We start from the raw sequence: 26024 nt of genomic DNA, 5'->3' as shown, positions 1-26024 counted from the left end.
GGATTAGTTCTGGTCTTGACCGACACCGGAGTCAGTAGTCGTCGTCAAGCCTAAGAAAGGCCCAAGAAGCCTCAAAAAGCCCATAGGAGGGCATATATGGCAGGTGTGATCACTGCTTTTACCATCATCTTGTCAATCATCGCCGTGGGCTTTGCTCTATCCAAATCCGGTGTCATCGGCAACGATTCCCAACGGCTGGTCCTGAACAAAACTGCCTTTTACGCCGCCACACCCTGCCTGCTGTTTACCTCGCTCGCGAAATCCAATCCGGGCACGCTCTTTTCCCCGGTACTTGCCGCCGTCGTTGTCGCCAGCCTGCTCACCGGCGCAAGCTATATCATCGCCTCCCGCCTGTTTTTCCCGAAAGACTTGCCGACGACCACCATGGGCGCGGCCTCATCGTTTTATTTCAACTCCGTGAATATCGGGCTGCCGGTGAGCATCTACGTGGTAGGTGAAGCCACCTGGGTAATTTCGATCTTGATGCTGCAGATGGTGTTTTTCACCCCGTTTATTCTGGCTGCGCTCAACGACGGGCACGGGCGCACCCGAGGTGCGAAGATTGTTGATGGCATCCGTTCCGGGTTTTTGTCTCCGCTGGTGCTCGCGGGAATTGCAGGCATGATTGTTGCGGTGGCTGGGTGGGAAATCCCGGAGGTTGTGATGGAGCCGATGTCGATTATTGGTGGCGCATCCATCCCGATGATTTTGATCAGTTTTGGCGCTTCTCTGACCTCAATCCATCTCCTCGACGACCCAGCAGACCGCCCCGCCGTCATCACCTCCACTGTCATGAAGCTCGTGCTCATGCCGGTATTCGCGTGGTTGGCTGGCCTGGCACTGGGGCTAAGCAGCGACCACCTCTACGTCGCCGTGATCTTAGCCTGCTTGCCGACGGCACAAAACGTGTACAACTACGCCGCGACCTACCAAAAAGGTCTCACTGTTACCCGCGATACCGTTTTCTTGACGACGTTTGCTTCCCTGCCGGTCATGGCCGTGGTGGCCGGGATTTTCGGTAGTTAACGTGACGGCAGGTTGCTAACGGCCAGCTAGTTCCCGGTTGACCCATTCTTTGCGGGCTTTGCGCTGCTGCGCCAGCTTAGCGACGGCCTCGGTGGTTTCGATGCGAAGTTTTTTAAAGATCAGCATCGACAGCGGCAGCGCCACCAACAGCGCCAGAAGTGCAGACACAACTAATGGAACTTGGGCTCCGATGAGTACTGCTAGCGCCTGAATCACGATGGTCAGCCCCAAAAACAGCCCCAAGCGGGCAGCCCCGTATTTCAGCATCGCACGGGTTGCCTGCTTGCGAGTTTGCGGGTCCAGTTGGGGTTCTTCAGCAGGTGCAAAACTGTGTTGGGATTCATCACGCGAGGCTGGGTTAGCACTATCGGTGGCACGCGGGCTATTGCTGGACGGACCCGAGCCTTCTGCGCCTTGTGCGCCTTCCCGATCCACCCCATTCGGGATACGGGTTCGTGCACCATTACTGTCTGGTTGATTAGTCACAAGATTCATCCTAAAACGCACCGATCGTGCCGTAAAATGATCAGTATGGGAAAGCTGATCTTGTTAGCGCTAATAATCCTGGCTGCAGTCTTGGTGTGGAAGGCTTTTGGTCCAGCATCCTGGAATCAAAATCGCCAGATGAAAACTGCTGAACGCCCAGCGATTAAAGGGCCAGACGATGACGAAGAGTTCCTGTGGAATATCGAAAAGAATCGGTTTAAAGAACGTCGCCGTCAAGAACAAGAGCGACAGCAACGCCACGAGCATCAACAGCGGCAACCTCGTAGCCAAGGCGAGGCCAAGGGAGCATCCCAAACAAATGATGCTCCCGATACAAATCTCCCCGGCGACACAACCCCCTCGGGCGATGCAACTGGATCAGACCCAACAAACGACTCGCGTTACCCAAATAATAAGAAAAACGACGCGAAACCCGACGACCAGTAAAACCTACTTCAGCCGATACCGCCGACATTAAGCATGGCGGTATCGCGTCATTTAAGTTGGCACCGTTGGGGGGAGAGTCCGAAAATAGCCGCGGGCATGGGCTCCCCCGAACACTGTTTGCCGAGCACTAGTTGCCGGACACAGCTGCCCCGGACACACGCCGCAGCGCGCGCATCTCAGGGCACACGTTGCAGCCTAGTTCAGCCCAGCATAAGAATGTAGGCCCGACACCACCATGTTGATAAAGAAGAAGTTAAAGATCATGGTGGCCAGCGCGATAATATTGATCCAAGCCGCCCGCATCGCACGCCACCCGGCTGTGGCACGGGCATGCAGGTAGGCAGCGTACAAAATCCAGGAAATCAAGGAAACGGTTTCTTTCGGGTCCCAGTTCCACGGCCTGCCCCACGCGGCTTCTGCCCAAATCGCACCGAGCACGATTCCCAGGCCAAGGACCGGCAAGGTCACAATCGCAGACTTATAGGCCAGCCCGTCAAGCTTTTTCGCGCTAGGCAGTGGTTTCACGATCGCGCCGGCAATGCCGTCACTCTCCTCGTCTTTTGGCTGCCAACGTCGCAACAAGTACAACAGCGAAGCGACACCCGAAAGCATGCCGATGGAACCGCCTAAGACGGCAATGCCCACGTGGATCGGCAACCAGAACGAACGCAGCGCTGGAACCAATGGGGCAGATTCTGCATATAGGTGTGAACCGCCAACGAACATCAAGATGATGACCGGAATCAGCAGCCAGGGCCACAGCACGCGCCATTCCTGCCGCTGGCCGATAACGACGGCCGCCACAACCATGGTAAACAAGGTCAGCATGAGCGAATACTCATACATGTTGCCGAACGGGAACCGGCTGTTCGCCAAGCCACGAGTAAGCACAGCCCCTGCATGAACAATAATTCCCAGCCAGATCAGCGTCTGCGCCATACCTGACCACTTGCGGGCACCAGCTTCCAATTTGCCGACTGTTTTAGCACCGGCCCCTGCATCAGCATCGCGGTTATCGTCAGCAGCGCGACCGTCGGCCCCAACGTGTTCGCGTTGCCGATGTGCGTCGATCACGCTTTGCACCTTGACATAAAACACCAGGGCCACAACCAGGGCAATCGCATAAATAACGAACGTCGTCCGGAACATCAAGTCCGAGAAGTTGGACAGCGTTTGATCAGCAAGCATTAATTCACAATTTCCTATCGTGATTTCGACGTTTCCGGGCGAACACCAGCGGATGTTGCAGGAAACATGGCCTTTTCAAACTACAGCAGAACGAGTCCCCACCTCAACTAACGATAGGTTGGACATAATCCTTTCGGATGATAAATACCTAAGCCTGAACCACCAGGCGGTGTCCCACCAAACCGAGCACCACCGGCTTAGCCGATCTGACCTAGCCGATCTGGCCCAACCGATCTGGCCCAACCGATCTGGCTTAGCAGCCAGATGACTTAATCCCGCGCATACAAATCGTCTTCTTCCACATCATCCGGATCCGGCAAAGCAAACAACTCCCGGTACATCCTGTCCAGTTCTTCACCCCAACCGGCGCGGTCCGTGCGCGCCAAGCCAGCCATCTCGATACCAGTGGTGCCATCGCCGTTATCCGTAAACCGCACCCAAATACGGCGGCGCTTAATCACCAGCGAACCCACCAACGACAACAACATCACGATCGTCGACAGCAACACCCACCGCTGGAACGGATCATGCGCGATCTGGTAGTTCGCAAACTCCGAAGCACCGTCGAAAGTCAACTCTGTACCATCGTCCAGGGTGATGGACTCGCCTACTTCCAAGTTCACGCGCTCCAACTTCTGCAATTGGCCGCTATGAATCAGCGTTTGGTCCAGGTCAAAAATCGATTGTGCGATACCCGTATCCAATCCGGCATCACCCCGGTAAACATCAATCGCGACCGCAGGATCACGCATCTCTGGGAAAGCCGAAGTCAATAGCTCACCGTTTTCACCTTGCCAATCAGCCGTCGGCGCGAACAGCCCCTGCAGCGCAATCTGATTCTGTCGGCGCTCATACAGATCGGGATACATGCCGGCGGGAGGATCGAAACGCATCGCACCGGAAGACAAGAAGTTCACCAAATCATCCGGCCGGAACTGCCAAGTCTGGGTCCGGGTTTCCCCATTAGGCCACTTCACGGTAAACGTCGGAGCGAAACCGTGACCTTGCAAATACACGCGATCGCCATCAATACGCAACGGATCATTCACCCGCAACTGATAGTCGTCCCACGTCTCCGGGTCCGAGAAAATCTCGTCGCCCAGGGCATAGGAAATATCAGAACTGAACATCTCCGCCTGCCCACTAGGCAGATAATCTGCCTGAAAATTATGGGCAATGAAACAGAATGGGTTCAGGCCCGTGCCGTCGAAAAGCGGCCCGGCGCGGAAAGAGTCATAGCTTGAGACGGAAGTATTACAGAATTCAGTGGACTGATCCAGCTCCGCCGCGTGGTCATAACTACCAGACTCAGTAACAATAATGACCTGGCCCTCGTAATAGACCATGCGCCCTGCAGCCACCGTCACCAAAATGGCAACCAACGCGATGTGGAATAACAAATTCGCCAATTCACGCCCATAACCGCGCTCCGCAGAAATAGACGGTCTCCCGGCGCGGTCCTCATCGGCGCTAAATTCCGAGATCCGCCAGCGGCGCAGCAGCCTTAACGTCTCCGCACGGGCGTCGGCAAGCGACTTGTCCAAGGTGCCCGTGTGGTGATGCGGCATCCGGTGCAAGAAACGCGGGGCTCGAGTCGGGCGCGCACGCCACGCCTTATAGTGATCCCAACTACGCGGGATAATACAGCCAACCAACGAGGCCGCCAGCAACGTGAAAATCGCGATAAACCACGAGGACTGAAAGACGTCGAAAAGCTGCAACGAATCATAAACCTCGGCGAGCTTACCGTTATTTGCGATGTACTCGTTGACGTTTTCCTCATTCAACGAACGCTGTGGCAACAGCGCACCCGGCACCGCGGCGATGGCCAGCAGGAACAACAACACCAACGCCGTACGCATACTGGTTAACCAACGCCAGGCTCGCTTCAACAATCGCCAAGGCAACCAGGATTTGCGCGCGGTGTTGTCCACGGTGAGCTCCTTAAGGAAAATCGCGGGAATAGTCAGCGGGTTGGGTGGCTAGGGTGATAGAACTGGGGTGATGGGCCTGGGGCGGCAGGCTAAATCAGAGTCGTTCCATAATCAAAAGTCCACTGCCGAATATAGTTAATGAACTCCGCCCATACACCCGTTGCCAGGGCAAGCCCAACAAGGATCATGAGTACGCCTCCGATGGTCTGGATAATGCGGGAATTCTTCCGCAACCAGTCAATAGAGCGCATGGCCTTGGCCGAACCCAGCGCAAACAGCACAAACGGCAGCCCCAGACCCAGGCAATAACCGATGATCATGAGCACACCCCGGGCCGCGGTACTGCCTTCAGTACCGGCCGAAATCGAAATGATCGCTGCAAGAGTCGGCCCCAAACACGGAGTCCAGCCCAGCGCAAACACGCCCCCCAGCAGCGGAGCACCCACCCAGGTACTCCATTTTTTCGGTTCCACACGGGTGTCACGCTGCAGGAACCTCACGCCACCCAAAAACACGACACCCATCAGGATCGTGACGACACCACCAACCCGTTGCAGGGTTTCGGCATTGGCGTTAATGGCACTCAAGGCCCCAAAAACAGAGACGGTTGCCAGGAGAAAGACCGTGGTAAAACCGGCAATAAAAAGCAACGAAGCCCCAACCACTGCCCACTGGCGACGCTTGGCGACGCGGACACCATAACGATCATCCAGCTCCACCGAGCCACCCGCAACACCCGCAAGGTAAGAAATGTAGCCGGGCACCAACGGAACGACACACGGGGAAGCAAAAGACACGAGTCCGGCCAACGCGGCGGCAAGAAAACCTAGGACAAGCGGGCCACTTGCCGCGGCGTCTGCGAATGATGACGCAGACGCCGACGCAGCAGCAACCGAGGACACCGCGGTACTGCTAGTACTAGCACTGACACTCGCACTTGCGATAAAACCGGCGCTCGCTGCTTGTTCCGACAACGCTGCACGCGAGAACTCCGAATTGAATAGGTTCGATAGGTTCGACAGGTTTGATGGGTTCATAAAATCCATAGAGGCTACAGGCACGACAGACACTACCAGCGTTTAACTTTCGTCGAGAAGCGGTAATGCCGCATCAAGAATGTCCTGATCGGTAACCTCCCGCAAGAAAACCGCAGCTGGGCGGTGCTGTTTATCCAGGATGATCGTCGTCGGCACCACAGAAGTCGGAATACCACCCAACGCAGCCGCGGAACGGAACGGCGGATCATAAATCGACGGGTACTCCACGCCGTTATCTTTAACGAAATCCTGTGAGATCGTTTGATTGTAGTCCCGGACGTTAATGCCCAACACGGTGCCGCCCGATTCACTGAGCTCCTCATGAGCACGCTGCAAATCGTCTACCTCCGCGCGACAGGGAGCACACCACTGGCCCCACGAGTTCAGAACGACGACCTCTCCAGCAAAATCATCAAGAGACAAGGTCTCATCTTCGTTCATCAAAGACGGACCGCGTAGATTCGCAATCGGACGACGCTCAGATTCGTCATAGAAAATTTCCGTTTGCCCACCCGGAGTATGGAACTCGAAAGTACCGCCCACGTCGGAAACAGCATTCTTATTGGCTTCTTCCGACGCACATGCCGCCAAAGTCAACGACATTACACCTGCCAGCACAAGAGACGCGACGGTACGGGAACGCCGGGATGGTCCAAAAGTCGTAATCATAGTGCCCCTAGTATCACCCAACATGACAGCTGAGCCAAGTTGAGACCTGGACACCAAACCCCAGATGGTTCACCTTGGTATGGAAATTATATTTCCCGAGCCGGCGTGGAATAGCGGATATCAATAATATCCTTTCCGCTAAATACCAAGCTGGTTACCGACGCCAGCGCACACTCGCGATTCCATGGGGCATGTGCCAACGCCTGGCCGCGCACCGTGCGTTGCACCATGACGATCGGCAACTGGTGAGAAACCACAATACCCTCGTGGCCTTCGGCTTTATCGCGGATATCGTGCACTGCTGCCATCATACGATCAGCAATATCCACAAACGGCTCGCCCCAAGATGGCTCCAGAGGGTTATACATCTGCAGCCAGCGTTTTGGGTTCCACAACTGCGAACGCAAGCCCTTCGTGCGCAGACCTTCGAAATCATTACCCGATTCGATAACCTGTGGGCATTCCTCAACGTCTAGGCCTGTGACTTTAGAGATTGGTTGCGCTGTCTGCTGCGCCCGAAGCAACGGTGATGCCGCCAGATAAGCCACATCATGACCTGCGAAAGATTGCGCAGTGCGGGCAGCCATAGAGTGGCCCCGGGAAGACAAATGATAACCAGGAATCCGGCCATAAAGAATCTTGCCCGGGTTAAAAACTTCCCCATGCCGTACCAGGTGCACGATAGTCACCGGAACCTCCGAACCAGTACCACCGGATTTCTTGGTTTCATGCGATTGGTTGGCTGGGTTGGCTTGTTTCGCTTGGTTGGCTGCAGAGTGATCACTGGATGAGATATTCAGCATGGGGCAATTCTCCTTTTCCTGACATTAGGATTCGTCAGCTGCACGAAATGGCATTTCGAATAGCGTCCAGCCTAGCGCAGGTTCACTGTTGGCTGGACGCGAGCGACTAGAGCACGCTCGCAATCCCTGAACCTCAAAACCCCAGAACCCCAGAACCCCAGAGTCTCAGAATCCCAGAATCCCAGTCGAGGCGTGGTCGGTGCGCGGAGACTAAACCGCAACCATTAATTCATCGGCTGTGCAGCAGCTGCAGCCTTCGCCGCCGGTGCGAGCGCTTTTTCGAGAATTTCAAAGTCTGCATCGCCCAAAGCGTCGTGCACAAACCAGGTCTCAAAAGCCGAAGGTGGAACTACTACCCCGTTATCCAGCAAAGCATGGAAAAACGGACCGAAACGGAACGTATCGGCAGCTTGCATATCAGCGAAGTTGCGCCCCGGCCCCTCAGCAAAACGAACGGACAACATGGTGCCGGCACGCTGAATATTGTGGGCAACGCCTTCCGCCTGCAATGCACGCGAAATCATCTCGCTAAGAGTATCCGCGTGCGCGCCGATGCGCTGGTATAGGGATTCGTCGGCAAGCTGCAACGACTTGGTGCCCGCGGCAACAGCAACCGGATTACCAGACAAGGTTCCAGCCTGATAAACGGGGCCTTCTGGCGCCAGGTGAGCCATGATGTCAGCACGGCCGCCGAAAGCAGCGGCGGGCAACCCTCCCGAAATGACCTTGCCGAAGGTCACCAAATCACCAGCCACACCATCAATGCCGTACCACCCCTGATACGAAGTACGGAACCCAGTCATGACCTCATCGAGGATCAGCAAAGCACCGTTATCGTGCGCAAGGTGCTTCAACGCCTGGTTGAACCCATCCTCCGGGGCGACAGTTCCCATATTCCCGGCGGCTGCTTCCGCGATCACCGCAGCAACCTCCCCCTGATTCTCGGCAAACGCCTGGCGCACAGCCTCCAAATCGTTATACGGGACGACGATGGTTTCCGAGGCCTGTGCCTTAGTCACACCAGGAGAATCCGGGCTTGACGACGTCAATACACCCGAACCTGCGGAAGCCAGCAGAGCATCGACATGCCCGTGGTAACAGCCCTGGAACTTGATGATCTTGCTCTTCCCCGTATAACCGCGTGCCAGGCGAACCGCAGTCATCGTGGCCTCAGTACCCGAATTAACCAGGCGGACCTTGTCCACGGCAGTGCGCTGCGCAATCAACTCAGCCAGTTCCACCTCACCCGTGGTCGGTGTGCCGAAACCTACCCCCTTCTCCGCGGCACGAGCTACCGCCGCAACAATCTCCGGATGCGCATTACCGTGAATTCCTGGTCCATAAGAACACAGCAAATCGACATACTCGTTTCCGTCAACGTCAAACAAACGAGAGCCCTTGCCATGAGCAATAAACCGCGCAGTGCCTCCAACCGAATCAAAGGTACGAGCTGGAGAGTTCACACCACCCGGGGTGATATTCACAGCGCGACGAAACCACTCTTCCGAGCGTGCCGAAGGCAATGTAGCACCGGAACTGGCATCAACGTCAGCCCCGTTACCTGTAGAGGCACCGGAAGCAGAATGCCTTGTGGTTTCTACACTTGTGGTTTCTACCGTCGAGGAATCTACAGCTGTATGTGAATTGTCCTGAGTCATAACCCCTAGCTTACGGGGTCTGTCATCTACGAGAATTCAGGCCTAGAGGTGGTGCCCCCTCTAGAACCTGCGAGTTCCTACAACTGACGAGCAAGATTTTGCGCTGCCTTGCGCGCATGCTCAATCACCGCCGGGACGCCAACGCCACCAGCCCACGCTCCAGTCACGGCGATGCGGTCTACGTCGGCAAGCACTTCTTCCGCACGCTGCACAGTTTCTGTATGGGTGTGATCATAACGCGGCAACCCACCAAACCAACGCTGCGTATAAATCTCTTCAACACCAGCCGCACGACCGTCGAAACCAGTGAGTGCGGCGAGATCATCAAGAGCATAATCCACGAGTTCATCTTCCGGCGCCCGCGTGATCGTGTCATCACCAAAACGACCAAAGCTGGCGCGCACTATCGTGCCTCGCTCCGCCAAATGTGGCCACTTCCGAGATGACAATGTAAACGCTTTCGCCGTCACCCCGGGTTGATCAGCAGCGACAAGAATCCCAGAATTTTCCGGAAGCGCATTACCTTCTGGATCCACATCCGAAGCAAAACGCAAACCGACAACAGCAGAACTTGCCAACTTGATGGAGCTCATGATCTCCGCCGCCTTCGCGGTAGGACCAGGTAAGGATTTCAAGATCCGCGCTGCCATCGGAGCTGGAGCCGCAACCAAGACGGCGTCGTAAAGAGTTTCATCCACGCCCAGGCCAAGCAGCCGATACCTGGAAGCTGCGGCAGGTGCCGACTGCAAAGTAGCAGAGTCAGATTGCTGAGCGTCGGAGCCCATCTGGTCGGAGCTAGTAGCCCCCGAATGGCTTGCACCTTCCGAACTCGGGACCTCCGAACTCGGGACCTCCGCAATTCCAGTCACAAAAGTTTCCAGGTAGATCTCAGCATCAGAAGCCTGCGCCAACCGCTCATACAAAGTGGCATACCCGTTGCGGAAAGTGCCGAAAACCGGGGCGGGCTTCGCCCCACTAGAAGTCTGCGGCGATGCGGCTTTTTCACCCGCAGCAAGAACCTTGGCAACAGCAGCACTCAGCGTGACCGGCCTGCCCTCGCGCACCAACTCATCTAAAGCATTCGCTAAAGCCGGAACCGTGGCACGAACCCCCAAATCATCCGCAGCACAGGAATACACCCCACCCAACAACGCAGAAACACAACGATCGACGACTTCATCCCCATAACGATCACGCACCAATAATCCCAGGCTTTGATCCCCACCCAGCTCCCAGGCAATTGACTCTCGTTGCGCTTCCGCATCAATGGACTTAACCGTTTCTGGACTCACAAGACCCGCCACAGCCTGCCCTGTTGCCGGAATCCCCATCACCCCGGCGGTTGGCAACGCATGAGTGGTCTCCTGGGAATACAGCAACGGGCGCAAAGCAGAGGGATAAACAATCTCGTCAGCAAGGCCCAACTCTGCAAAAAACTCACGCGCATCATCCCGCCGGGCTAAAAACGCTTCCGCCCCCATATCAACCGGGCCACCGTCAAAGGGCACCGTGTGCAACTTACCGCCAATGCGCTCCGCACCTTCCCACACATCAATTTGTGCAAAGGGCAGCTCCTGGCGCAGCTGATAAGCAGCAGTCAAACCGGCGAGTCCGGCTCCAATAATTGCGCAACGAGTCATGAGAAAAATACTCCGAATTAGTCAGGTTGTGAAGGCGACGGCGGTAGCCGTCTAAATAGCTTTAGGCGCGCGAGTTCCGGCGCCCATGCTCTTTCAACGAGTTCCTGGCGCAGCAACTGCCCCAGTACCAGTTTCATGAATAAGTTCCACAGCCTTCGTAATGTCTTCCGGGACTGTGTTAGGTAGCACGCCATGCCCCAAGTTGAAAATGTGTCCCGTGGCATTACCAGCGGAAACCGCAGCCGCAGCTTCCCCTTTAATACGGGTAATCTCGCGGGCCATCGCCTGCTCGCCGCTAAACAAAATCGCTGGGTCCAAGTTGCCCTGCAACACACGTGGCCCCGCGGCCTGGCAAATTCGCTCAGCTGCACTATCCAGCGGCACGCGCCAATCCACACCCATAACCTCAGAACCTGCCTGACTCATGGCACCCAGCAACTCACCCGTGCCAACACCGAAATGAATACGGGGGATCTCACCTCGCACCGATTCCAGAATGCGCTGCGAATACGGCAACACAAATAGGCGGTAATCACGCTCTGTGAGATACCCAGCCCAGGAGTCAAACAGCTGCATGGCATCAATTCCCGCCGTAATCTGCGTCTGCAAAAATCGCGTCACCGTAGGGGTGATTTTCTCCATCAGCAAATGCCAGGTGTTTGGATCAGAATGCATCAACGATTTTGTACGCTCATGGTTTTTCGACGGCCCACCTTCCACGAGGTAACTAGCCAAAGTAAACGGCGCACCAATAAAACCAATCAGCGCCTGCGAATCCGTCAGTTCATCCAGAATTATCTCGATTCCCTCGGATACCTCCGAAATGTCGTCGTCCAGCACCGGTAGATCGCGCACGTCCTGAGGCGTACGCACAGGCTGCGCCATCACCGGCCCCCGCCCCGGAACAATTTCGACATCAACACCCGCTGCTTTCAACGGGATCACAATGTCTGAAAACAAAATCGCGGCGTCGACATCGTGGCGCCGCACAGGCTGCATTGTAATTTCAGCGAGCATCTCAGGCTGAAAGCACGCGTCCAACATGCTCGTGCCCTCGCGCAACTTCCGGTACTCAGGAAGGCTACGGCCAGCCTGGCGCATAAACCACACCGGAGTGCGGCTTGGGGTCCGCCCAAAGGCGGCATCAAGGAAAGGCGAATTGTTTAAATTCCGACGCGTCATAGCTCCCATTATCCACGAGGTCGCAACCTAGAACGAAACCGGCCTAGCAGCGTCCCTAGGCTGTCATGCAGGAACTTCCACCAGCATTTTTTCTTTAGCGCTCTGCGTCCTGCGAGGTCTTCTGCGCTTTTTGGGCATCTTCGCTTTTCCCGGAATTTCGGGCCTCGCGCTCCGCCTGCTTCTTAGCTTGCTTCTCTTTTTTCTTTTGCGCGCGCCGTTCCTGCTCAGCGCGTAGCTCTTGCTCCATCTGGCGCATACGTTCTAGCTCCCCGGTGTAGTCCAGCGTCTCATTTCGGCCTCCGAATATGAGAGTAAGGACAGCAGCAACACCAACAAGAACCTGCAGATTGCCGTCAATAATGTAGAAAACTTCCGGAATTTCGGACAACGGGTTGCCAGAAGACCCAAAAATCACAACCAGGCGGAACGTGAAATATAGGCCAAAGAAAAACAGCATCCGCCGTGCCAAACCTGCCCGCTTATGTTGCTTATTAAGCAAATACAGCATCGTTGCCAGTAGTCCAAGCAGCAGTACGGAGATCAGCCCCATCAATACGATCGAGCCATAAACACCAAAGTTCAGCAAACTCTCACTAATTGCTTGGCCGCTTTCTTCGATACTGCTAGCAGCCTGGGCTTGCAGTTCGGAAGGATCCCACAGCGCCAGCGCGATATTGAGAACTTGGTGGACAAACTCCACAACCAGTACGAACGCCCACAGCCGCGTATAAAAACGCACAGATTCCGGCTGTTGCGGGCGTTGGGATTTTTTCGGGGACGGGCTTGTCACACTCTGCTCCTGCAAATTCTTCCCTTTCGCGCCATCAGCCCTTGGTGAAACGCTGTTCGCCTTAGTGGCATTCTTAGTCGACAACTCTGGCTCACGGGACTGAGGCTGCAAATTCACCATAGGGTGCACCTTATACACTGTGTGGTTTTTGTGCACTGTAGAAGACAGAACGGGCCACCCGGCGGGCATCTTCTTAGCGCTGGTTTAACAGCCGGGCTGCATCCGTCGCAAAGTACGTCAGGATTTGATTGGCTCCCGCACGCTTAATGCTCAACAATGACTCCATCATTACGGCATCACGGTCAATCCAACCGTTATGACCAGCAGCTTGGATCATCGAATATTCACCAGAAACCTGATATGCGGCAACTGGCACAGGGGAAAACTCGGCAACCTCGCTGATGATATCCAAGTACGCCAGAGCAGGCTTTACCATGACAAAGTCTGCACCTTCATCAATATCCAGCTGCACCTCCAACAAGGATTCCCGTCGGTTTGCCGGGTCTTGTTGGTAGGTACGCCGATCCCCTTGCAATGAAGAACCGACGGCTTCTCGGAACGGGCCAAAAAACGCCGACGCATACTTCGCCGAGTAAGCCATGATTGCGACATCGGAATGCCCTGCAGAATCCAGCCCCTGGCGGATCGCTGCCACCTGACCATCCATCATTCCTGATGGAGAAACCAGGTGTGCGCCTGCTGCCGCCTGACTCACTGCCATATCCACGTAACAATCCACTGTTGCGTCGTTAAGCACGTCTCCGTTGGCGTCAAGAAGCCCACAATGTCCGTGACTGGTGAATTCATCCAGGCAGGTATCAGCCATGATTAACAAGTCATCGCCGAACTCTTTACGCAGGTGTGCGATCCCGCGGTTTAAGATGCCGCTTTCTGCCCACGCTTGTGATCCGTTCTCATCCTTGTGCTCTGGGAGCGGGACTCCAAACAAATCGACGCAACGTACTCCCTGTTCCAGTGCTTGTTCTGCAGCTCGGGTCAAGGAATCAAAAGTGTGCTGAGAAACGCCCGGCATCGCCGAAATCGGGTTCGGCGCGTCCAAACCATCAGCGATGAACATCGGAAGGATGAAATCAGCGGGGCGCAGGTGCGTCTCCGCTGTTAATTCCCGTAATGCGGGGGTGGTGCGTAGGCGACGGGGGCGACGGGACAGCGGGTAATCCACTTCGGGGACCTTCCTTAAATTTCTTATTTTCCAGGTAAGAGGGGCTGTGGAGCTAGTGCATAGTCAGTTACATAGTCAGCGAAACAACACGGTGGCTCCGCTCTAACTCTTGTTTGCCTGGGTACTACTTTCCGACAGCAAATTTCAAGAACTAGCATTTCGAGAATCAGTATTTCAAGAATTGGTACTTCCAGAATCAGCTTCTCCAGAGGCAGCTTTTCCAGAATCAGTACTTACCGAAGCCGCCGCTTTCCGACGCGTACGACGTTTTTTCCGCGGAGCCGGAAGGTTGCCCGTTGCGCGGAGGTGTGCCACGTGGTCCGCCAGGGCATCGATAAGATGTGGAACATCAGCGACTTCCGGGACGACGTCGACGCGCAGCCCCATCTCTTCTGCCGCGGCTTTCGCCATCGGGCCAATGCAAGCAATGATAGTGCGCTGGTGTGGTTTCCCCGCGATGCCCACGAGGTTGCGCACCGTCGACCCGGAGGTAAATGCCACCGCATCAAAGGCACCCGTTTTGATCATGTCGCGGGTTTCCGCTGATGGTGGAGCCGCGCGAACCGTCCGGTACGCGACCACATCGTCAACTTCCCAACCGAGCGCCTGTAGCCCGTCTACTAACGCATCACCGGCAATATCCGCGCGCGGCAGCAGGACGCGACCAACAGCGTCAATATCTTCCACATATGGTGGGAAAGATTCCACCAAGCCATGAGCGTTTTGTGCGTCTGCCTTCGGCAAAGCTTCCGGAACCATGCCTTTTTCACGAATAGCTTCGGCGGTTTTTCCTCCCACCGCAGCTAAGTGCACGCCAGCAAAATCGCGGGCATCCAGGCCCAATTCCGCGATCTTGTCCCAAACTACTTTTACCGCGTTCACGCTGGTGAACACGACCCATTTATAGCGTCCTTCGACAATGCCTTTGATTGCGCGGTCCATCTGGGCTGGGTTTCGCGGCGGTTCCACAGAAATCGTCGGCACCAATTGCGGAATTGCCCCATAGGAAGCCAACTGCGCCGACATTGGACCGGCTTGCTCTTTCGTGCGCGGAACCAACACCCGCCAACCGTACAGGGGGCGGTTCTCCCACCAGGAATACTTGGAACGGTCATCAAAGCTGCGCCCTAAGGTCACCACTAAGATGCCGTCAAGCTCTGCATTCAGCTTGCCCAGCGTTGCTAGGGTCGCCTCATAGGTGCGCTGCAAGCGTGTTGTGCCATTGACTGTGACAAACGCGGGGGTGTCAACGCTCATCCCACGCGTACTCAGCTCGTCGGCGATCGTCGGCAAGTCCGAAGCCCAAGCCTGCAACACGATAGGTTGTGTGGCGACAGACAATTGGTCCCAGTCGACGTCGCCATCGGTCATATCGGCTTCGGTGTAGGTTGAGCCCAGTGCTAATCCTGCAAACGACGGCACTGTGGAAGGCAACGACATCCCAGGAACCACCTGGAATTCCATGCCAGCGGCACTCACGGCGGAGATTTCCGCCAAAATCGCTTCCCGATTTAATGGGTTACCGGCAACCAACCGGATGACATCACTGCCTCCGGCCTCTTCTAACGCCGTGTGCAGCTGGGTGACGACCTGCTCCGAACCAGCAAACTCCCGCACATCAGCAGCCGTCGGGGCTGCTGGCCTTGGCGGCTTCCGACGAGCCCCCTGGGCTTTCGCCTCAGCACACATGCGGGCGTATTCCTGCTCTGCAGCATCTAGTTTTTCTTGGGGCACTGGCAGTGCCGAGCCCACAATTTCGCGTACCCCAGCAAGCACCTGCGAGTCTGCGACCGCAATAGCGTTGTACGCGAGTACTTCCCTGGCGCGAACTGTTAGAAGGTCCGGGTTGCCGGGTCCGGCGCCGACGAACACCACTTTGCCTTGGTGGGCGACGGAGGGGGCGTTGCTCATATAGACCTTTTCTACGCGCGGTCACGGACAGTAAACAAAAATAAACCACGACGAAGCACCGTCATCTGCGGTTTTGCCTTTAACCGGACCCAAACCGTAGACGGTGCATTATCGTGTGCTAGTACCAGCTTAAAGTAGACGCCGGAAAACTAAAAAACAAACGGATTAGTCGGGACTCATTGAAACTCGAGGGTTAACGTCAGGTTGCGCCCTTAGGGCGAGTAGTATGCACCCCTTTAGCACCCAATCTCAGTGTCCCAGCGTGGCACCGGTGGTGCGCTAGGAATCACCCAGGAGTTCCGCAGCGCCGTCGGCAAGCAATGCCTGCGAAACCTCTTCGCCTACCGCGATAGGGTCGGTACCGCTGGCAGCGGCGAGCAACCTCTTTTTCCCATCCAGTGCAAACACCCCACCATGGGCAGTAATCATTCCAGTCTGCTCATCGAAGGTGGAATACGCCGCGACCGGAGCGGTGCATCCTGCTTCCAAACGATTCAGCACCACGCGTTCCGCAAATGCGCAGTCACGGTCGATGACACTGGTGAGCTTGTCGACGACTTCCACAACCGCAGCATCATTCATGCGTACTTCCACGGCTAATGCCCCTTGCGCTGGAGCTGGCATCACTTCATCTACAGCAAAAACCTGGGTCGCTTTGTCCTGATAGCCATTTCGGATCAGCCCGGCATATGCCAATACCACTGCATCGAGTTCGCCGTCGTCAATCTTGCTCATTCGCGTTTCGATATTCCCGCGCAGAGGACGAATATCGAGATCCGGGCGTAAGGACAGCAATTGTGAGATTCGGCGAGGCGCCGAAGTACCCACGCGGGCACCTTCCGGTAATTCATCCAAGCGCAGACCATCGCGCGCAATCAGGGCTTCCCGGTTGTCCTCGCGCTTCGGGATTACCAAATGGAACCTGTCGTCCGCAGCCGTCGGCAAGTCTTTAAACGAGTGCACGGCCACGTCGCAGCCTCCTGCATCAAGTACTTCCCGCAGTTTCTGTGTAAATACGCCCACTCCGATACGCTCAACCGGGGCCATATTCACATCGCCTTCCGTTTTAACGATCTTTAACTCCGCGGGCGCACCAGCTGCAATAATCCAGTCACGCACGTGGCCAGCCTGGGTAGTAGCTAGCTTCGAGCCCCGGGTACCAATCTGCAACATGTTCTACTCCTTAGGCCCCCATGCGGGTGCCTTCTGCGTCTCTTAAAGCTTTTTAAAGGGATTCTTTAACGCTAATTATCCACGGAATTTTTATTCGTCCCAGCCTTATCCTCGGCCCTGGAATGGTTCCCGGCGTTATTACCCAGAGCAATAACTTCCTGCACGGACGGTAACTCATCGGCATCGACAGCAATCGAGCTACCATCGATCTCCAAACCAAACATTTCTTGGAGTGCTGTTTCATGGCTGACCGCGCCTGATTCCGCTGCGAGTTTTTTCGCCCGCACGGTGGGTTCGTGCAATAGCTTGTCGACGGCACGCCTAATCGCTACCTGTACTTGTCCGAAATCATCCTCCGACATGTGCGGACGCCTTTGCCGAAGACGCGCCATCTCACACTCAATCACGCCAGCAGCATGCTTGCGCAAGGCAGAAACTGCGGGGACCACTTCGCGTACGCGCTGTTCAGAAGCAAAGGCTTGTAACTCCTCACGAACAATGCGTTTCGCGTCTTGGTGGCCGACAGTGGTATCTTCATCGCTTTGCGACGTCAACGACTGATGCAGCCTCTCGATGTTGACCAGATCAACCCCGTGAAGCTTTGCGGTGTCATCCGCAATGTCGCGTGGCAATGAAAGGTCAATGAGTACCAGGTGACCGTGGCGCTGTTCCGGAATGGAAGCCCGGTCGACCGTGTAATTGTCTGCGCCCGTCGCCGAAACGATGATGTCTACTTTGCCATAAACTTGCTGACGGTCTTCGAAGTTCACAGCCTCTGCACACACGCCAGCTTGGTGCGCATGGTCGACCAGATTATCAGCCCGTTCGCGGGTGCGGTTAGCAACAATGATCTTGTCGACGCCCAACCGCCCCAGATGTGTGGCAGCCAAGGACGCCATCGCGCCGGCTCCCAATACCAAAGCTGTACGCCCGATCAGCAAAGGCTCGTCGACATGGTCGGGGGTGTGAACAGTTGCGGAGGCATCACCGCTCTGCAAACCCAAATCCATATACTGCAGCGCTTCGTTCAACGCAACAGTAACCATAGATGCGCCTGCCTCATCGATTTTAGTCTCGGTATGCACTCTCTTTCCTGCTCGCAGAGCAGATTGCGCCAGGGCATGAAGAGTTTTTCCAGCCGTGTTTGCGGCTACTGCACGCTGGTACGCCTTGCGTACCTGCCCGATGATTTGCTGCTCACCGACCACCATGGAGTCCAACCCGGAGGCGACCACCATCATATGCTCAGCAGCAGCATCCGCATAGCGCACGTAGAGATAGCTACGCAGTTCATCGATATCAATGTGAGAAATACGGTGCAGGACTTCCACCACATCTTGAACTCCGGAATGGAATGAATTCGTGACGCAGTAGACCTCCAAGCGGTTGCACGTGGAGATGATCATTGCCTCACTCAGCGACGAAGTGGCCACGAGCTCAGCATTCGTCTCCTCGCGTTGCATGCCATCTACGCTCAGTCGCTCCAACAAAGCGACCGGAGCCGAACGATGGGACATTCCCACGACGAGCACGCTCACATTTTCCTCCGCAATCTCACTAACTCAACTACAAAACTTAACTACAGTAATCCACGTCACGATTGGAACGACTCAGGGCTTCGCCCAGCACTCCGCGCCCACCAGTTAGGGCACTCCAGCTAGAGCCCTCCAGCTGTCCCGGATTTGGGTAGGCCCACACTCACGACTGAGGTCTACCCATGATATCAACCAAAAGGATAGCCCCAATGGCCACAGAAAGCAGAATCTCCAGGGCAATGGGCAAGCAAATTACCAGCTCCTAGAGCCCATTCTGCAAAGCAGCGGCCAACTCATCGTTGTCGACCTCCCAGCACGCGAATTCCTCGTCATCAAGAACCACCACCGGCACCCGGTCTCCAAACTCGACCGCAAGCTCAGCATCATTATCAACGTTACGCACGACCAGTTTTGCATCTGCGGCTGCAACGATTGGGGCGATCTGCTCGCGAACGCGAACACACGACCCACAATTTGTCCGAACCATCAATTCTACGATGTGCGTGGGCGTGGAGTTAGGTCTAGGAATATAACCAGCTTCAGCCTTATTCTCGGTGGCATCTTCCTCAGCTCGAGCGACCCCAACAGAATTATCGTGGCGCGATTGCATCGCGGACTCCCCGGATCGCCAAGCGTCATTCATCATGCAAACTAGCCTCTCTAACTTCTAAGCTATACGGGTCTATGTTCTGCGGGCCGCTCTAGCCCCAGGTCCAGTGCGGCTCAACGCCAGCTTCATGGCACCATCTTAGCTGCACACTGGGTAACCAAATTCTGCTTGCATCTCGAACACAGTATTCCCCGAACTACACTCTCAAGGCGACTAGAAACCGCTCCACAACCACATACTATCTGGCCAATCCACCCGACCGCAGTTGAACTGGCCCCCGAAAGTTCGCCCAAGCAGTTCTACACCAGAGAAAATACAGCACGAAATATTAATGGGTTTTTACATACAACAGGTAAAGTTTAGCGAGTGAATTTCTTGTCTGATCCTGACGGCAGTGGGCCGAACTCAGCAGAAGATTTCCTCGCGGAATGGTCTGCAAGTCGCGGCAATTTACGACGTTTCCTAGAAAACACCGTTATGCCACCGCTGGACGAGGCACACCAACAAGAAGCCGGTGAAGCCGCCGCCGCAAACGCCATTAGCGAAACTTTTGGCATCGGCCTCCCCGACTTTGACTCGGGCGTCGCCTCGGTCTCGGGATCAGTGAAAGCCGCAGGAAGCTTTAAACTCACTCAGCCCGACCCCGCCATACCGCAAGATATCGGCGCAGCTGCGTTTTTTGACGTAGATAACACCCTCATTCAAGGATCATCACTCGTCGTTCTCGCTATGGGCCTGGCACGGAAGCGGTTTTTTCGCTTGCGCGATATCGCCCCGATCGCGTGGAAACAAATAAAATACCGCGTTACCGGCTCCGAAAACATCAATGACGTAGCCTCAGGGCGCGAACAAGCCCTGGAATTTATTAAAGGCCGCACCGTAGAAGAGCTCAACGACATCTGCCAAGAAATCGTGGACTCAAGGGTTGCAGACAAAGCCTATCCTGCTACCCGTGAACTAGCGAACAAACACTTGGCAGCCGGCCAACAAGTATGGCTCGTGACGGCAACACCTGTGCAACTCGCCCAAATTCTAGCCCAAAGGTTTGGTTTTACAGGTGCGCTTGGCACCGTGGCAGAGGTGCAAAACGGCAAATTCACTGGACGACTAGTCGGCGACATCCTGCACGGACCAGGTAAAAAACATGCAGTCGCTGCTTTGGCTGCGATGGAGAAGCTAGATCTTGATCGCTGTACTGCCTATTCAGATTCAATCAACGATATTCCGATGCTGACAATGGTCGGCACCGCCGTAGCTATTAACCCAGATAGGGAACTGCGCAAGGAAGCGGAATCGCGAGGGTGGAAAATCAACGACTACCGTTCCCTACGCAAGGCCGTGCGGTCCTTCGGTGTACCAGCATTAATTACCGCACTATTTTCCTACGGTGCTTACGGTGGCTGGAAAATATTAGGGCCTTCTAAGAAAAAATCCACCACATAGAAAGCAAATAGCCACCGTTCAAACTAAAAGCCAGGTAAATCAAAAGCTGGTTAATTCAAGCACAGATTGCTGCCCAATAAATTTAACAACGTTCATTCATCTTTTGCTGCAACCCAACCCCATCATTGGCTGTGGATAACTCCGTTTCTCCACAGCTTTTCGGACTGTTCCCCCATTTCCACTGCAACTATCCGCCCCGGGCTCTTAACGTCAGTTCCATGACACCTTTAGGCAAGCTACGTGAGTTTTCCCCAGAACAGCACCAGCATGGTTCCCGGAAACGTCCTCCACACCTACATAACCAAAAACGGGCAGACGCTTGGCAACGAGTCTCCGACATTGCGTCCATCCTCTCGAAATTAGACGCAGAATTAGCAGATCTTTGCGATGAACTAGCGCAATCTAAAAGTAAACACCTCGACCACAGAGCATCTATTGCGCAAGCACTCGAATACCTTTCCCAGGCTGCTTCTGCCCGTCGATCCAGCGAAACTTCCCTTGCATGGTGTGCAGAGCGAACCGAAATTGGTCGATTGGTAGGCACAACGACCGCTCGTGGGTTTTATACCAAACGCCTAGGTTATTCCACATCACACGCCAATACTGTAAAAAATCGTGCAACAACCGCCTACGGACACATCCATATCGCCGAATACGATCCAGATGACGAGGAAGTCGAAGTTGAATCTAGCAATCAGCGATCAAAACGGATGCGTTTAGCAAAAAACAAGCTTAACCAGGAAAGATATGCCCAATCTACCGGTCGTGAACTTGCACGAAAAATTTCCACAGACAAGGTCGACGTAATTGATCGGGAGTTACGCCACCTTAACGACACCGCGGTGCCAGGAAAACACCAGGTTCGTCTAGAATCCATGAAAGAGGCTGACAAGGGACGCAACTGTGCCGACCTCACCCACTGGTGTCGTGAGCGTATACGCAACGCAAATAATCATCCTGACGCTTATTCGTCGCCTGCTAAGGCACGGGCAACCCAAGAATCTGCACGCTCTAAGCGCTACATTTCTCAACCCCGAGAGCTTCCCAACGGAATGATAAATTTCGGAATTACCACCGACCCTGTCTTCTCCACGCGCATTGAAGCTATTCGGGCAAAAGCCACACGAGTCTGGAAAGCCCGTCAGGCCGACGCCACTGTCACGGAGACTCGAACACTTTCACAATTTGTCCACGACTACTTCATGAACGCTATATTCGGGCCTACACCAAACTCGGAAGCGTCCCAAGTCACAGCGGAATCAGCAGAGAAAGCAACAACTGCTAGAGTGTCTGCGCAACTGGTGCTGGTCGGCACAATCGATGACTACCTAAATATGGGACCACGAACGAGGTTCCGGACAGATACCGGCACTACGCTAACCCCGGCAGAAATTATGCAATTGGGAATCTCCGAATGCCATCTTGGAATCACGGACAATGGCAGGGCAAAGCTTCTCGACGCGGGTTCAGTACGCAACACGACTCAGATCCAAAGAGCCTTTCTCACTGCAATGCAGCTAGTTTGTAGCCACCCTGGCTGTTCAGAGCCAGCGGCGAAATGCGAAGGCCATCACATAACTGCGTATTCTCACGGTGGAAAGACCAACATCGAAAACCTCACGCTACTTTGCGCCTATCATCACCGAGGCAATAACGACCAACGTGACGGCCAAAACAACATGGGCCACATGGAAAGAGAAAACGATACTCATCTTGTAGGCAAATTTAACCCCAGCACCGGAAAGATCGACATCAATGAAACGATTGCCGCACACAATGCTCCAGGTCGTCGGTTGCTGGCAGCCTCTCCAACGCCGACCAAGGCGCGCACCAAAAACAGAGCCGCATAGCCCGGATCTGCACTAGATACACAAAATCCCTGTGGAAACTAGTGGCATGGAGACTCGACGGTAATTTGGATGCCGAACTCCAGCCTGTTCCACAGGGTGCGTGCTGGTAGACAGACCACATAGGATCTGGCTCCAACTGAATAACGTGAGCTAGTTTACTTGCCCAGTTTACGACGCTGAACGCGAGTACGGCGCAGCATCTTGCGGTGTTTCTTCTTGGACATGCGCTTACGGCGCTTCTTAATGACTGAACCCATGGTCAGTACCCTCAATTCTTAGTTGATATGTGTACAAACTGCCGACACTAATGCTCACACTTTAGCGATTGTCAAGAAGCTTACCCAAATCTGGGCAAACTCCGGGGATTTCCCAGAACTGGCAAGTCTTAATGACGTAGCCTGGCTCGGTGTCCCTGCATCAACAGATGCCTGCCGCGAGGGTGCAAAGCCGATTAAAGGTTTGCAAGTTCCGGTAATAACTCAATCGCTATTGTGATGAGTCCGTAAAACTACCCAACCTCGTAAATCGACGAGTGCAGGTACTCGTTCACGGCTTCTTCGTGAACCCGGAAAGAACGTCCCACGCGAACAGCCGGCAAATCGCCAGCGTGCACAAGGCGGTAGACCGTCATTTTCGAGACGCGCATCATCTCCGCAACCTCGGCGATGGTCAGAAACGTTCCTTTGTCTTCATGTGCCATATGTATCTCACCCTTCAGCTCGTAGTGCGCTGCAGGCTTCCCCTCCCGCAGGACTTCACACGCACGTGCTCAAACTAGTCTAGCGTGTCACTTGTGACTATTGCGACCCGCCCTGCACATTAATCCCATCTATCGCTTGCAACCCCCGAATATCTCCTGGAACGTAACTGCTCACAAGTACGCAAAACCCGCCGCACCACACCAGTGCCAGTATGTATTCTGGCAACGATGCGGTCGGCGGGCGTTATCTCTGAAGCTCAACCGGTCATGATGCGGCGAGCTTTTTAGTAGGCATTAAACAACCAGACAGTCATATCACCGAGCAAGTGTCCTGCCGTTGCATAAAAGAAGTTTTAGCCAAGTTCCTTGGAGCGGTTAGCACAGGCCTCAGCTGCACGGAAGAACATGCCACGTAGACCAGACTCTTCAAGTTCACGAAGAGCATGCACAGTGGTGCCACCTGGAGAAGAGACGTTCTGCCGAAGGGTTGCTGGATCACGACCAGAATCCGTCAGCATCTTTCCTGCACCGTGGGCGGCATTGGTAGCCAGTTTCTCGGCGACATCGCGCTTCAACCCCATCTGCACACCGGCGTCGATAAGAGCCTCAGTGACCAAGAAATAATACGCTGGCGAGGAACCTGACATCGCGGTTACAGCATCCATATCGCCTTCTTCTACGATGACTACTTCACCAACTGCCTCGAGCAGTTCTGAAACTCCCGACATCTGTTCATCGGATACGCTGCTTCCTGGCGCTGCAGCGTTAGTTCCTTTACCGACCAGCATCGGGGTGTTTGGCATCACACGAACCACTGGCACCCCGCTGCCAGCCGCTTTTTCCATAGCCTCTAAGGTCAAACCTGCGGCCATGGATACGGCCACAGTTTTACCTTCCCTCGACTGCAGAGTCTCGGAAACATCTTCTAACAGATCAATAATGTGATAAGGCTTGACGCACAAAAACGCATAATCGGCGTCCTTGATCGCAGCCGCGTTATCCGAAGTAGTGTGCACACCGTAGTTTTCTTCGAAGTAGCTCGATTTCTCGGCACTACGGTTAGTCACGGTAATGGACTTTGGGTCGTAATCAGAGGCTACGAGACCGGAAACGAGAGCTTCTCCGATCTGGCCTCCACCTAGAACTGCAATGTTAGTCATGGTTTCTACGATGCCAGAAAGCAAAACCCCTAGCCACCACACTGTGGAAGACTAGGGGTTTAATGTGCAATCGAGTTCATAGCTTAGCTCGTGACGGTCGTGTTAACCACAACCAGTTTTTAGACGTTCTTGTCCCAAGCGGCGAGATAGCCAATCACTGAAACACTAGAGCACTACCAAGATCGCCGGACCAAAAGTCAACAACAAGCCCACGATAGCCGTCAATGTCATCGACAATCCATCACGCTCCGTGCGCAGGGCGTGAACTATGCCAGCCATAACACCGGTAACGCCGACTGCCAACGCGGCAACCAGGTAGTTATTCAGAGCACCCCAAAGCATTTCGAAGCCCTTGAATACAACGACGCCAAGCACGATGCCGACCAGTGCCAGTAAAATCACCGCAACCGGACTCATACCTTCGCCTTCGGAGACTGCGTCATCCTGATCCGCATCAGCGTGGACGGGAGATGGTCCGCCCGACGGTTGGCCATTCTCCTGCGCCGAATTATCAGGCCGCCCTGTCTGCTGAGCACCCTGAGCAGCTTTCTTCTGCGTGGAATTTATTCCGGTAGATTTTGCACCGTTTTGGCCAGCCCCACCAACCGGGGCACCCGCGGCTGCCTGCGTAAGCGAATCCGGAATGTTCTGAAATTCGGAGGTATCGTCATCAGCTCGCTTACCCGGTTTCACCGGCTGGCTAGCGGTGTCTGCTGTCTTCGCAGCTTTATCAACTGGCTTGCCGCCTTGCACACGCGGAATCTCACCAGTCGTCTCGGAGTCCTCGCGACTAGTTTCCTTGCGTTCTTGGTTCTTCTGATCGCGGCCGTTGGGGCGCTGGTTCTGTTTATCAGAACCGCCCTCAGTTCGTGCGCTCGTAGTGTCGGTAACTCGGGAGATTTCTGCGGTCTCGTCTGAGGCCGGTGTCGGTTTCTCTGGAGCTTTAGCACTTCCAGCACCAGCAACGTTACCGGCGTTACCGATACCAACACCTTTAGCTGCGCTACCAATACCAGCACCACTACCGCTAGCACCAGCACTAACACTGCTTACCTTCTCTTGGCTGGAATCCTGAACACTGTTGGCCTGTCCACCGGTCTTTGTCCCTGTACCGCCATTGTTTTTGTCACCGCTCTTATGGCCAACCGTGATGGTTTTGGACTTCTTCCGGGTAGTTGGCGGTGTTGCCGGTTGCTTCTTTTCGGCAGCCACAGGCGCTTTTGGTCCCGATGGTTTTTCCGTCGCCGCATTCTGCGCAGCCCCGGAACCTGCGTTTGCAGCTTTTGCACCCTTGTTGCTGCTGGTCTCACCGCTGCTGGTCTCATTGCTACTGGTTTCATCAATGGGGGACCCGTGCTTGGATTCCTTTGGCTTCGCGGTGACTTTCGGAAATGACCCAGTCAGCTCAGCGACGGAGACACCTCCGCCGTCTTCCATGCTGCGACGCCGACGTCGACGTGGTTTCTCCGAGTCGCCTCCGGATTTCCGTGCACCAGAACCGCCTTGAGCGTCGGCTTTCCCTTGGCCATCGGAGTTCTCTTTCCCGGCGCGGGCCAACAATTCCGCGACTGTTAATTGCTTGTCGTCAGACATGCTGTT

At 54.9% G+C, this 26024-nt stretch carries 23 protein-coding genes; 4 read left to right on the top strand and 19 right to left on the bottom strand.

Going from position 1 to position 26024, the window contains the following annotated elements:
* Nucleotides 1-96: 96 nt before the first annotated feature.
* Nucleotides 97-1026: an AEC family transporter gene (locus O146_RS0101575; protein WP_027017499.1), complete on the top strand. Its 930-nt coding sequence runs from the start codon at nt 97-99 to the stop codon at nt 1024-1026.
* A gap of 15 nt (nt 1027-1041) precedes the next feature.
* Here the strand turns inward: O146_RS0101575 and O146_RS13145 are convergent, their stop codons facing one another.
* Nucleotides 1042-1512 carry a DUF4229 domain-containing protein gene (locus tag O146_RS13145; protein WP_336314000.1) on the bottom strand — a complete coding sequence of 157 codons (471 nt, stop codon included), beginning with the start codon at nt 1510-1512 and terminating at the stop codon, nt 1042-1044.
* Nucleotides 1513-1557: 45 nt separating this feature from the next.
* Between O146_RS13145 and O146_RS12935 the strand changes: the two genes are divergently transcribed.
* Nucleotides 1558-1959: a hypothetical protein gene (locus tag O146_RS12935; protein WP_244266787.1), complete on the top strand. Its 402-nt coding sequence runs from the start codon at nt 1558-1560 to the stop codon at nt 1957-1959.
* A gap of 195 nt (nt 1960-2154) precedes the next feature.
* Here O146_RS12935 and ccsB read toward each other — a convergent pair whose 3' ends face one another.
* The 14 genes from ccsB to O146_RS0101495 all read right to left on the bottom strand — a co-directional run bounded on the left by ccsB (nt 2155) and on the right by O146_RS0101495 (nt 19149).
* Nucleotides 2155-3147 (bottom strand): c-type cytochrome biogenesis protein CcsB, encoded by a 993-nt coding sequence (ccsB, locus tag O146_RS0101560; protein ID WP_027017497.1) that lies wholly within the window; start codon nt 3145-3147, stop codon nt 2155-2157.
* 269 nt (nt 3148-3416) lie between these two features.
* Nucleotides 3417-5009 carry a cytochrome c biogenesis protein ResB gene (locus O146_RS0101555; RefSeq protein ID WP_051619221.1) on the bottom strand — a complete coding sequence of 531 codons (1593 nt, stop codon included), beginning with the start codon at nt 5007-5009 and terminating at the stop codon, nt 3417-3419.
* Nucleotides 5010-5170: 161 nt separating this feature from the next.
* Nucleotides 5171-6118: a cytochrome c biogenesis CcdA family protein gene (locus O146_RS0101550; protein ID WP_244266786.1), complete on the bottom strand. Its 948-nt coding sequence runs from the start codon at nt 6116-6118 to the stop codon at nt 5171-5173.
* A gap of 42 nt (nt 6119-6160) precedes the next feature.
* A complete protein-coding gene (locus O146_RS0101545) occupies nt 6161-6787 on the bottom strand; it encodes a TlpA family protein disulfide reductase (RefSeq protein ID WP_023018908.1) in 627 nt (208 codons plus the stop codon).
* An 86-nt stretch (nt 6788-6873) separates the two neighbouring features.
* The gene (locus O146_RS0101540) at nt 6874-7590 is read right to left on the bottom strand and encodes a histidine phosphatase family protein (RefSeq protein WP_238632389.1); all 717 of its coding nucleotides are present in this window, start codon (nt 7588-7590) and stop codon (nt 6874-6876) included.
* A gap of 224 nt (nt 7591-7814) precedes the next feature.
* Nucleotides 7815-9248: a glutamate-1-semialdehyde 2,1-aminomutase gene (gene hemL, locus O146_RS0101535; RefSeq protein ID WP_244266785.1), complete on the bottom strand. Its 1434-nt coding sequence runs from the start codon at nt 9246-9248 to the stop codon at nt 7815-7817.
* A 77-nt stretch (nt 9249-9325) separates the two neighbouring features.
* A complete protein-coding gene (locus O146_RS0101530) occupies nt 9326-10888 on the bottom strand; it encodes a protoporphyrinogen oxidase (RefSeq protein WP_027017492.1) in 1563 nt (520 codons plus the stop codon).
* Between the two features lie 93 nt (nt 10889-10981).
* A complete protein-coding gene (gene hemE / locus O146_RS10705) occupies nt 10982-12079 on the bottom strand; it encodes a uroporphyrinogen decarboxylase (RefSeq protein ID WP_051619193.1) in 1098 nt (365 codons plus the stop codon).
* A gap of 85 nt (nt 12080-12164) precedes the next feature.
* Nucleotides 12165-12860, bottom strand: coding sequence for a hypothetical protein (locus O146_RS10700; protein ID WP_208853935.1), 696 nt, complete (start codon nt 12858-12860; stop codon nt 12165-12167).
* Between the two features lie 193 nt (nt 12861-13053).
* Nucleotides 13054-14043, bottom strand: coding sequence for a porphobilinogen synthase (gene hemB / locus O146_RS0101515; RefSeq protein ID WP_027017491.1), 990 nt, complete (start codon nt 14041-14043; stop codon nt 13054-13056).
* A 174-nt stretch (nt 14044-14217) separates the two neighbouring features.
* Nucleotides 14218-15954, bottom strand: a complete 1737-nt coding sequence (locus O146_RS10695; protein ID WP_051619191.1) for a uroporphyrinogen-III synthase — start codon at nt 15952-15954, stop codon at nt 14218-14220.
* Nucleotides 15955-16233: 279 nt separating this feature from the next.
* Nucleotides 16234-17127, bottom strand: coding sequence for a hydroxymethylbilane synthase (hemC, locus tag O146_RS0101505; protein ID WP_027017490.1), 894 nt, complete (start codon nt 17125-17127; stop codon nt 16234-16236).
* A gap of 71 nt (nt 17128-17198) precedes the next feature.
* On the bottom strand, nt 17199-18665 hold the full coding sequence (locus O146_RS10690) for a glutamyl-tRNA reductase (RefSeq protein ID WP_051619190.1): 1467 nt from the start codon (nt 18663-18665) through the stop codon (nt 17199-17201).
* Between the two features lie 259 nt (nt 18666-18924).
* A complete protein-coding gene (locus O146_RS0101495; protein WP_031267957.1) occupies nt 18925-19149 on the bottom strand; it encodes a glutaredoxin family protein in 225 nt (74 codons plus the stop codon).
* Nucleotides 19150-19749: 600 nt separating this feature from the next.
* Here O146_RS0101495 and O146_RS0101490 point away from each other — a divergent pair.
* Both O146_RS0101490 and O146_RS0101485 read left to right on the top strand, forming a co-directional pair.
* Nucleotides 19750-20715: an HAD family hydrolase gene (locus O146_RS0101490; RefSeq protein WP_369707193.1), complete on the top strand. Its 966-nt coding sequence runs from the start codon at nt 19750-19752 to the stop codon at nt 20713-20715.
* Between the two features lie 218 nt (nt 20716-20933).
* Nucleotides 20934-22565, top strand: coding sequence for an HNH endonuclease signature motif containing protein (locus O146_RS0101485; protein ID WP_027017488.1), 1632 nt, complete (start codon nt 20934-20936; stop codon nt 22563-22565).
* A 155-nt stretch (nt 22566-22720) separates the two neighbouring features.
* On the opposite strand, the gene O146_RS12325 is transcribed toward O146_RS0101485, so the two are convergent.
* The 4 genes from O146_RS12325 to O146_RS12930 form a co-directional block, all read right to left on the bottom strand.
* Nucleotides 22721-22822, bottom strand: a complete 102-nt coding sequence (locus O146_RS12325) for a 30S ribosomal protein bS22 (protein WP_003855542.1) — start codon at nt 22820-22822, stop codon at nt 22721-22723.
* Between the two features lie 251 nt (nt 22823-23073).
* The gene (locus O146_RS0101475; protein WP_021352134.1) at nt 23074-23265 is read right to left on the bottom strand and encodes a helix-turn-helix domain-containing protein; all 192 of its coding nucleotides are present in this window, start codon (nt 23263-23265) and stop codon (nt 23074-23076) included.
* 353 nt (nt 23266-23618) lie between these two features.
* Entirely contained in the window at nt 23619-24425 is an 807-nt protein-coding gene (proC, locus tag O146_RS0101470) for a pyrroline-5-carboxylate reductase (RefSeq protein WP_027017487.1), read from the bottom strand.
* Nucleotides 24426-24590: 165 nt separating this feature from the next.
* Entirely contained in the window at nt 24591-26018 is a 1428-nt protein-coding gene (locus O146_RS12930; RefSeq protein ID WP_027017486.1) for a hypothetical protein, read from the bottom strand.
* Nucleotides 26019-26024 lie beyond the last annotated feature (6 nt).

The organism is Corynebacterium pseudodiphtheriticum DSM 44287 (genome assembly GCF_000688415.1).
Classification (GTDB): Bacteria; Actinomycetota; Actinomycetes; order Mycobacteriales; family Mycobacteriaceae; genus Corynebacterium; species Corynebacterium pseudodiphtheriticum.
The sequence above is the reverse complement of the archived record's forward strand: the minus strand, read 5'-3'. Positions and strand labels throughout refer to the sequence as shown.

What these genes read in the sequence shown, in the direction of transcription:
- O146_RS0101575 (WP_027017499.1), top strand. Translation starts at nt 97, where the DNA reads ATGGCAGGTGTGATCACTGCTTTTACCATCATCTTGTCAATCATCGCC.
- O146_RS12935 (WP_244266787.1), top strand. Translation starts at nt 1,558, where the DNA reads ATGGGAAAGCTGATCTTGTTAGCGCTAATAATCCTGGCTGCAGTCTTG.
- ccsB (WP_027017497.1), bottom strand. Translation starts at nt 3,147, where the DNA reads ATGCTTGCTGATCAAACGCTGTCCAACTTCTCGGACTTGATGTTCCGG.
- O146_RS0101555 (WP_051619221.1), bottom strand. Translation starts at nt 5,009, where the DNA reads ATGCGTACGGCGTTGGTGTTGTTGTTCCTGCTGGCCATCGCCGCGGTG.
- O146_RS0101550 (WP_244266786.1), bottom strand. Translation starts at nt 6,118, where the DNA reads ATGAACCCATCAAACCTGTCGAACCTATCGAACCTATTCAATTCGGAG.
- O146_RS0101545 (WP_023018908.1), bottom strand. Translation starts at nt 6,787, where the DNA reads ATGATTACGACTTTTGGACCATCCCGGCGTTCCCGTACCGTCGCGTCT.
- O146_RS0101540 (WP_238632389.1), bottom strand. Translation starts at nt 7,590, where the DNA reads ATGCTGAATATCTCATCCAGTGATCACTCTGCAGCCAACCAAGCGAAA.
- hemL (WP_244266785.1), bottom strand. Translation starts at nt 9,248, where the DNA reads ATGACTCAGGACAATTCACATACAGCTGTAGATTCCTCGACGGTAGAA.
- O146_RS0101530 (WP_027017492.1), bottom strand. Translation starts at nt 10,888, where the DNA reads ATGACTCGTTGCGCAATTATTGGAGCCGGACTCGCCGGTTTGACTGCT.
- hemE (WP_051619193.1), bottom strand. Translation starts at nt 12,079, where the DNA reads ATGGGAGCTATGACGCGTCGGAATTTAAACAATTCGCCTTTCCTTGAT.
- O146_RS10695 (WP_051619191.1), bottom strand. Translation starts at nt 15,954, where the DNA reads ATGAGCAACGCCCCCTCCGTCGCCCACCAAGGCAAAGTGGTGTTCGTC.
- hemC (WP_027017490.1), bottom strand. Translation starts at nt 17,127, where the DNA reads ATGTTGCAGATTGGTACCCGGGGCTCGAAGCTAGCTACTACCCAGGCT.
- O146_RS0101495 (WP_031267957.1), bottom strand. Translation starts at nt 19,149, where the DNA reads ATGGTTCGGACAAATTGTGGGTCGTGTGTTCGCGTTCGCGAGCAGATC.
- O146_RS0101490 (WP_369707193.1), top strand. Translation starts at nt 19,750, where the DNA reads ATGCCACCGCTGGACGAGGCACACCAACAAGAAGCCGGTGAAGCCGCC.
- O146_RS0101485 (WP_027017488.1), top strand. Translation starts at nt 20,934, where the DNA reads ATGACACCTTTAGGCAAGCTACGTGAGTTTTCCCCAGAACAGCACCAG.
- O146_RS12325 (WP_003855542.1), bottom strand. Translation starts at nt 22,822, where the DNA reads ATGGGTTCAGTCATTAAGAAGCGCCGTAAGCGCATGTCCAAGAAGAAA.
- O146_RS0101475 (WP_021352134.1), bottom strand. Translation starts at nt 23,265, where the DNA reads ATGGCACATGAAGACAAAGGAACGTTTCTGACCATCGCCGAGGTTGCG.
- proC (WP_027017487.1), bottom strand. Translation starts at nt 24,425, where the DNA reads ATGACTAACATTGCAGTTCTAGGTGGAGGCCAGATCGGAGAAGCTCTC.
- O146_RS12930 (WP_027017486.1), bottom strand. Translation starts at nt 26,018, where the DNA reads ATGTCTGACGACAAGCAATTAACAGTCGCGGAATTGTTGGCCCGCGCC.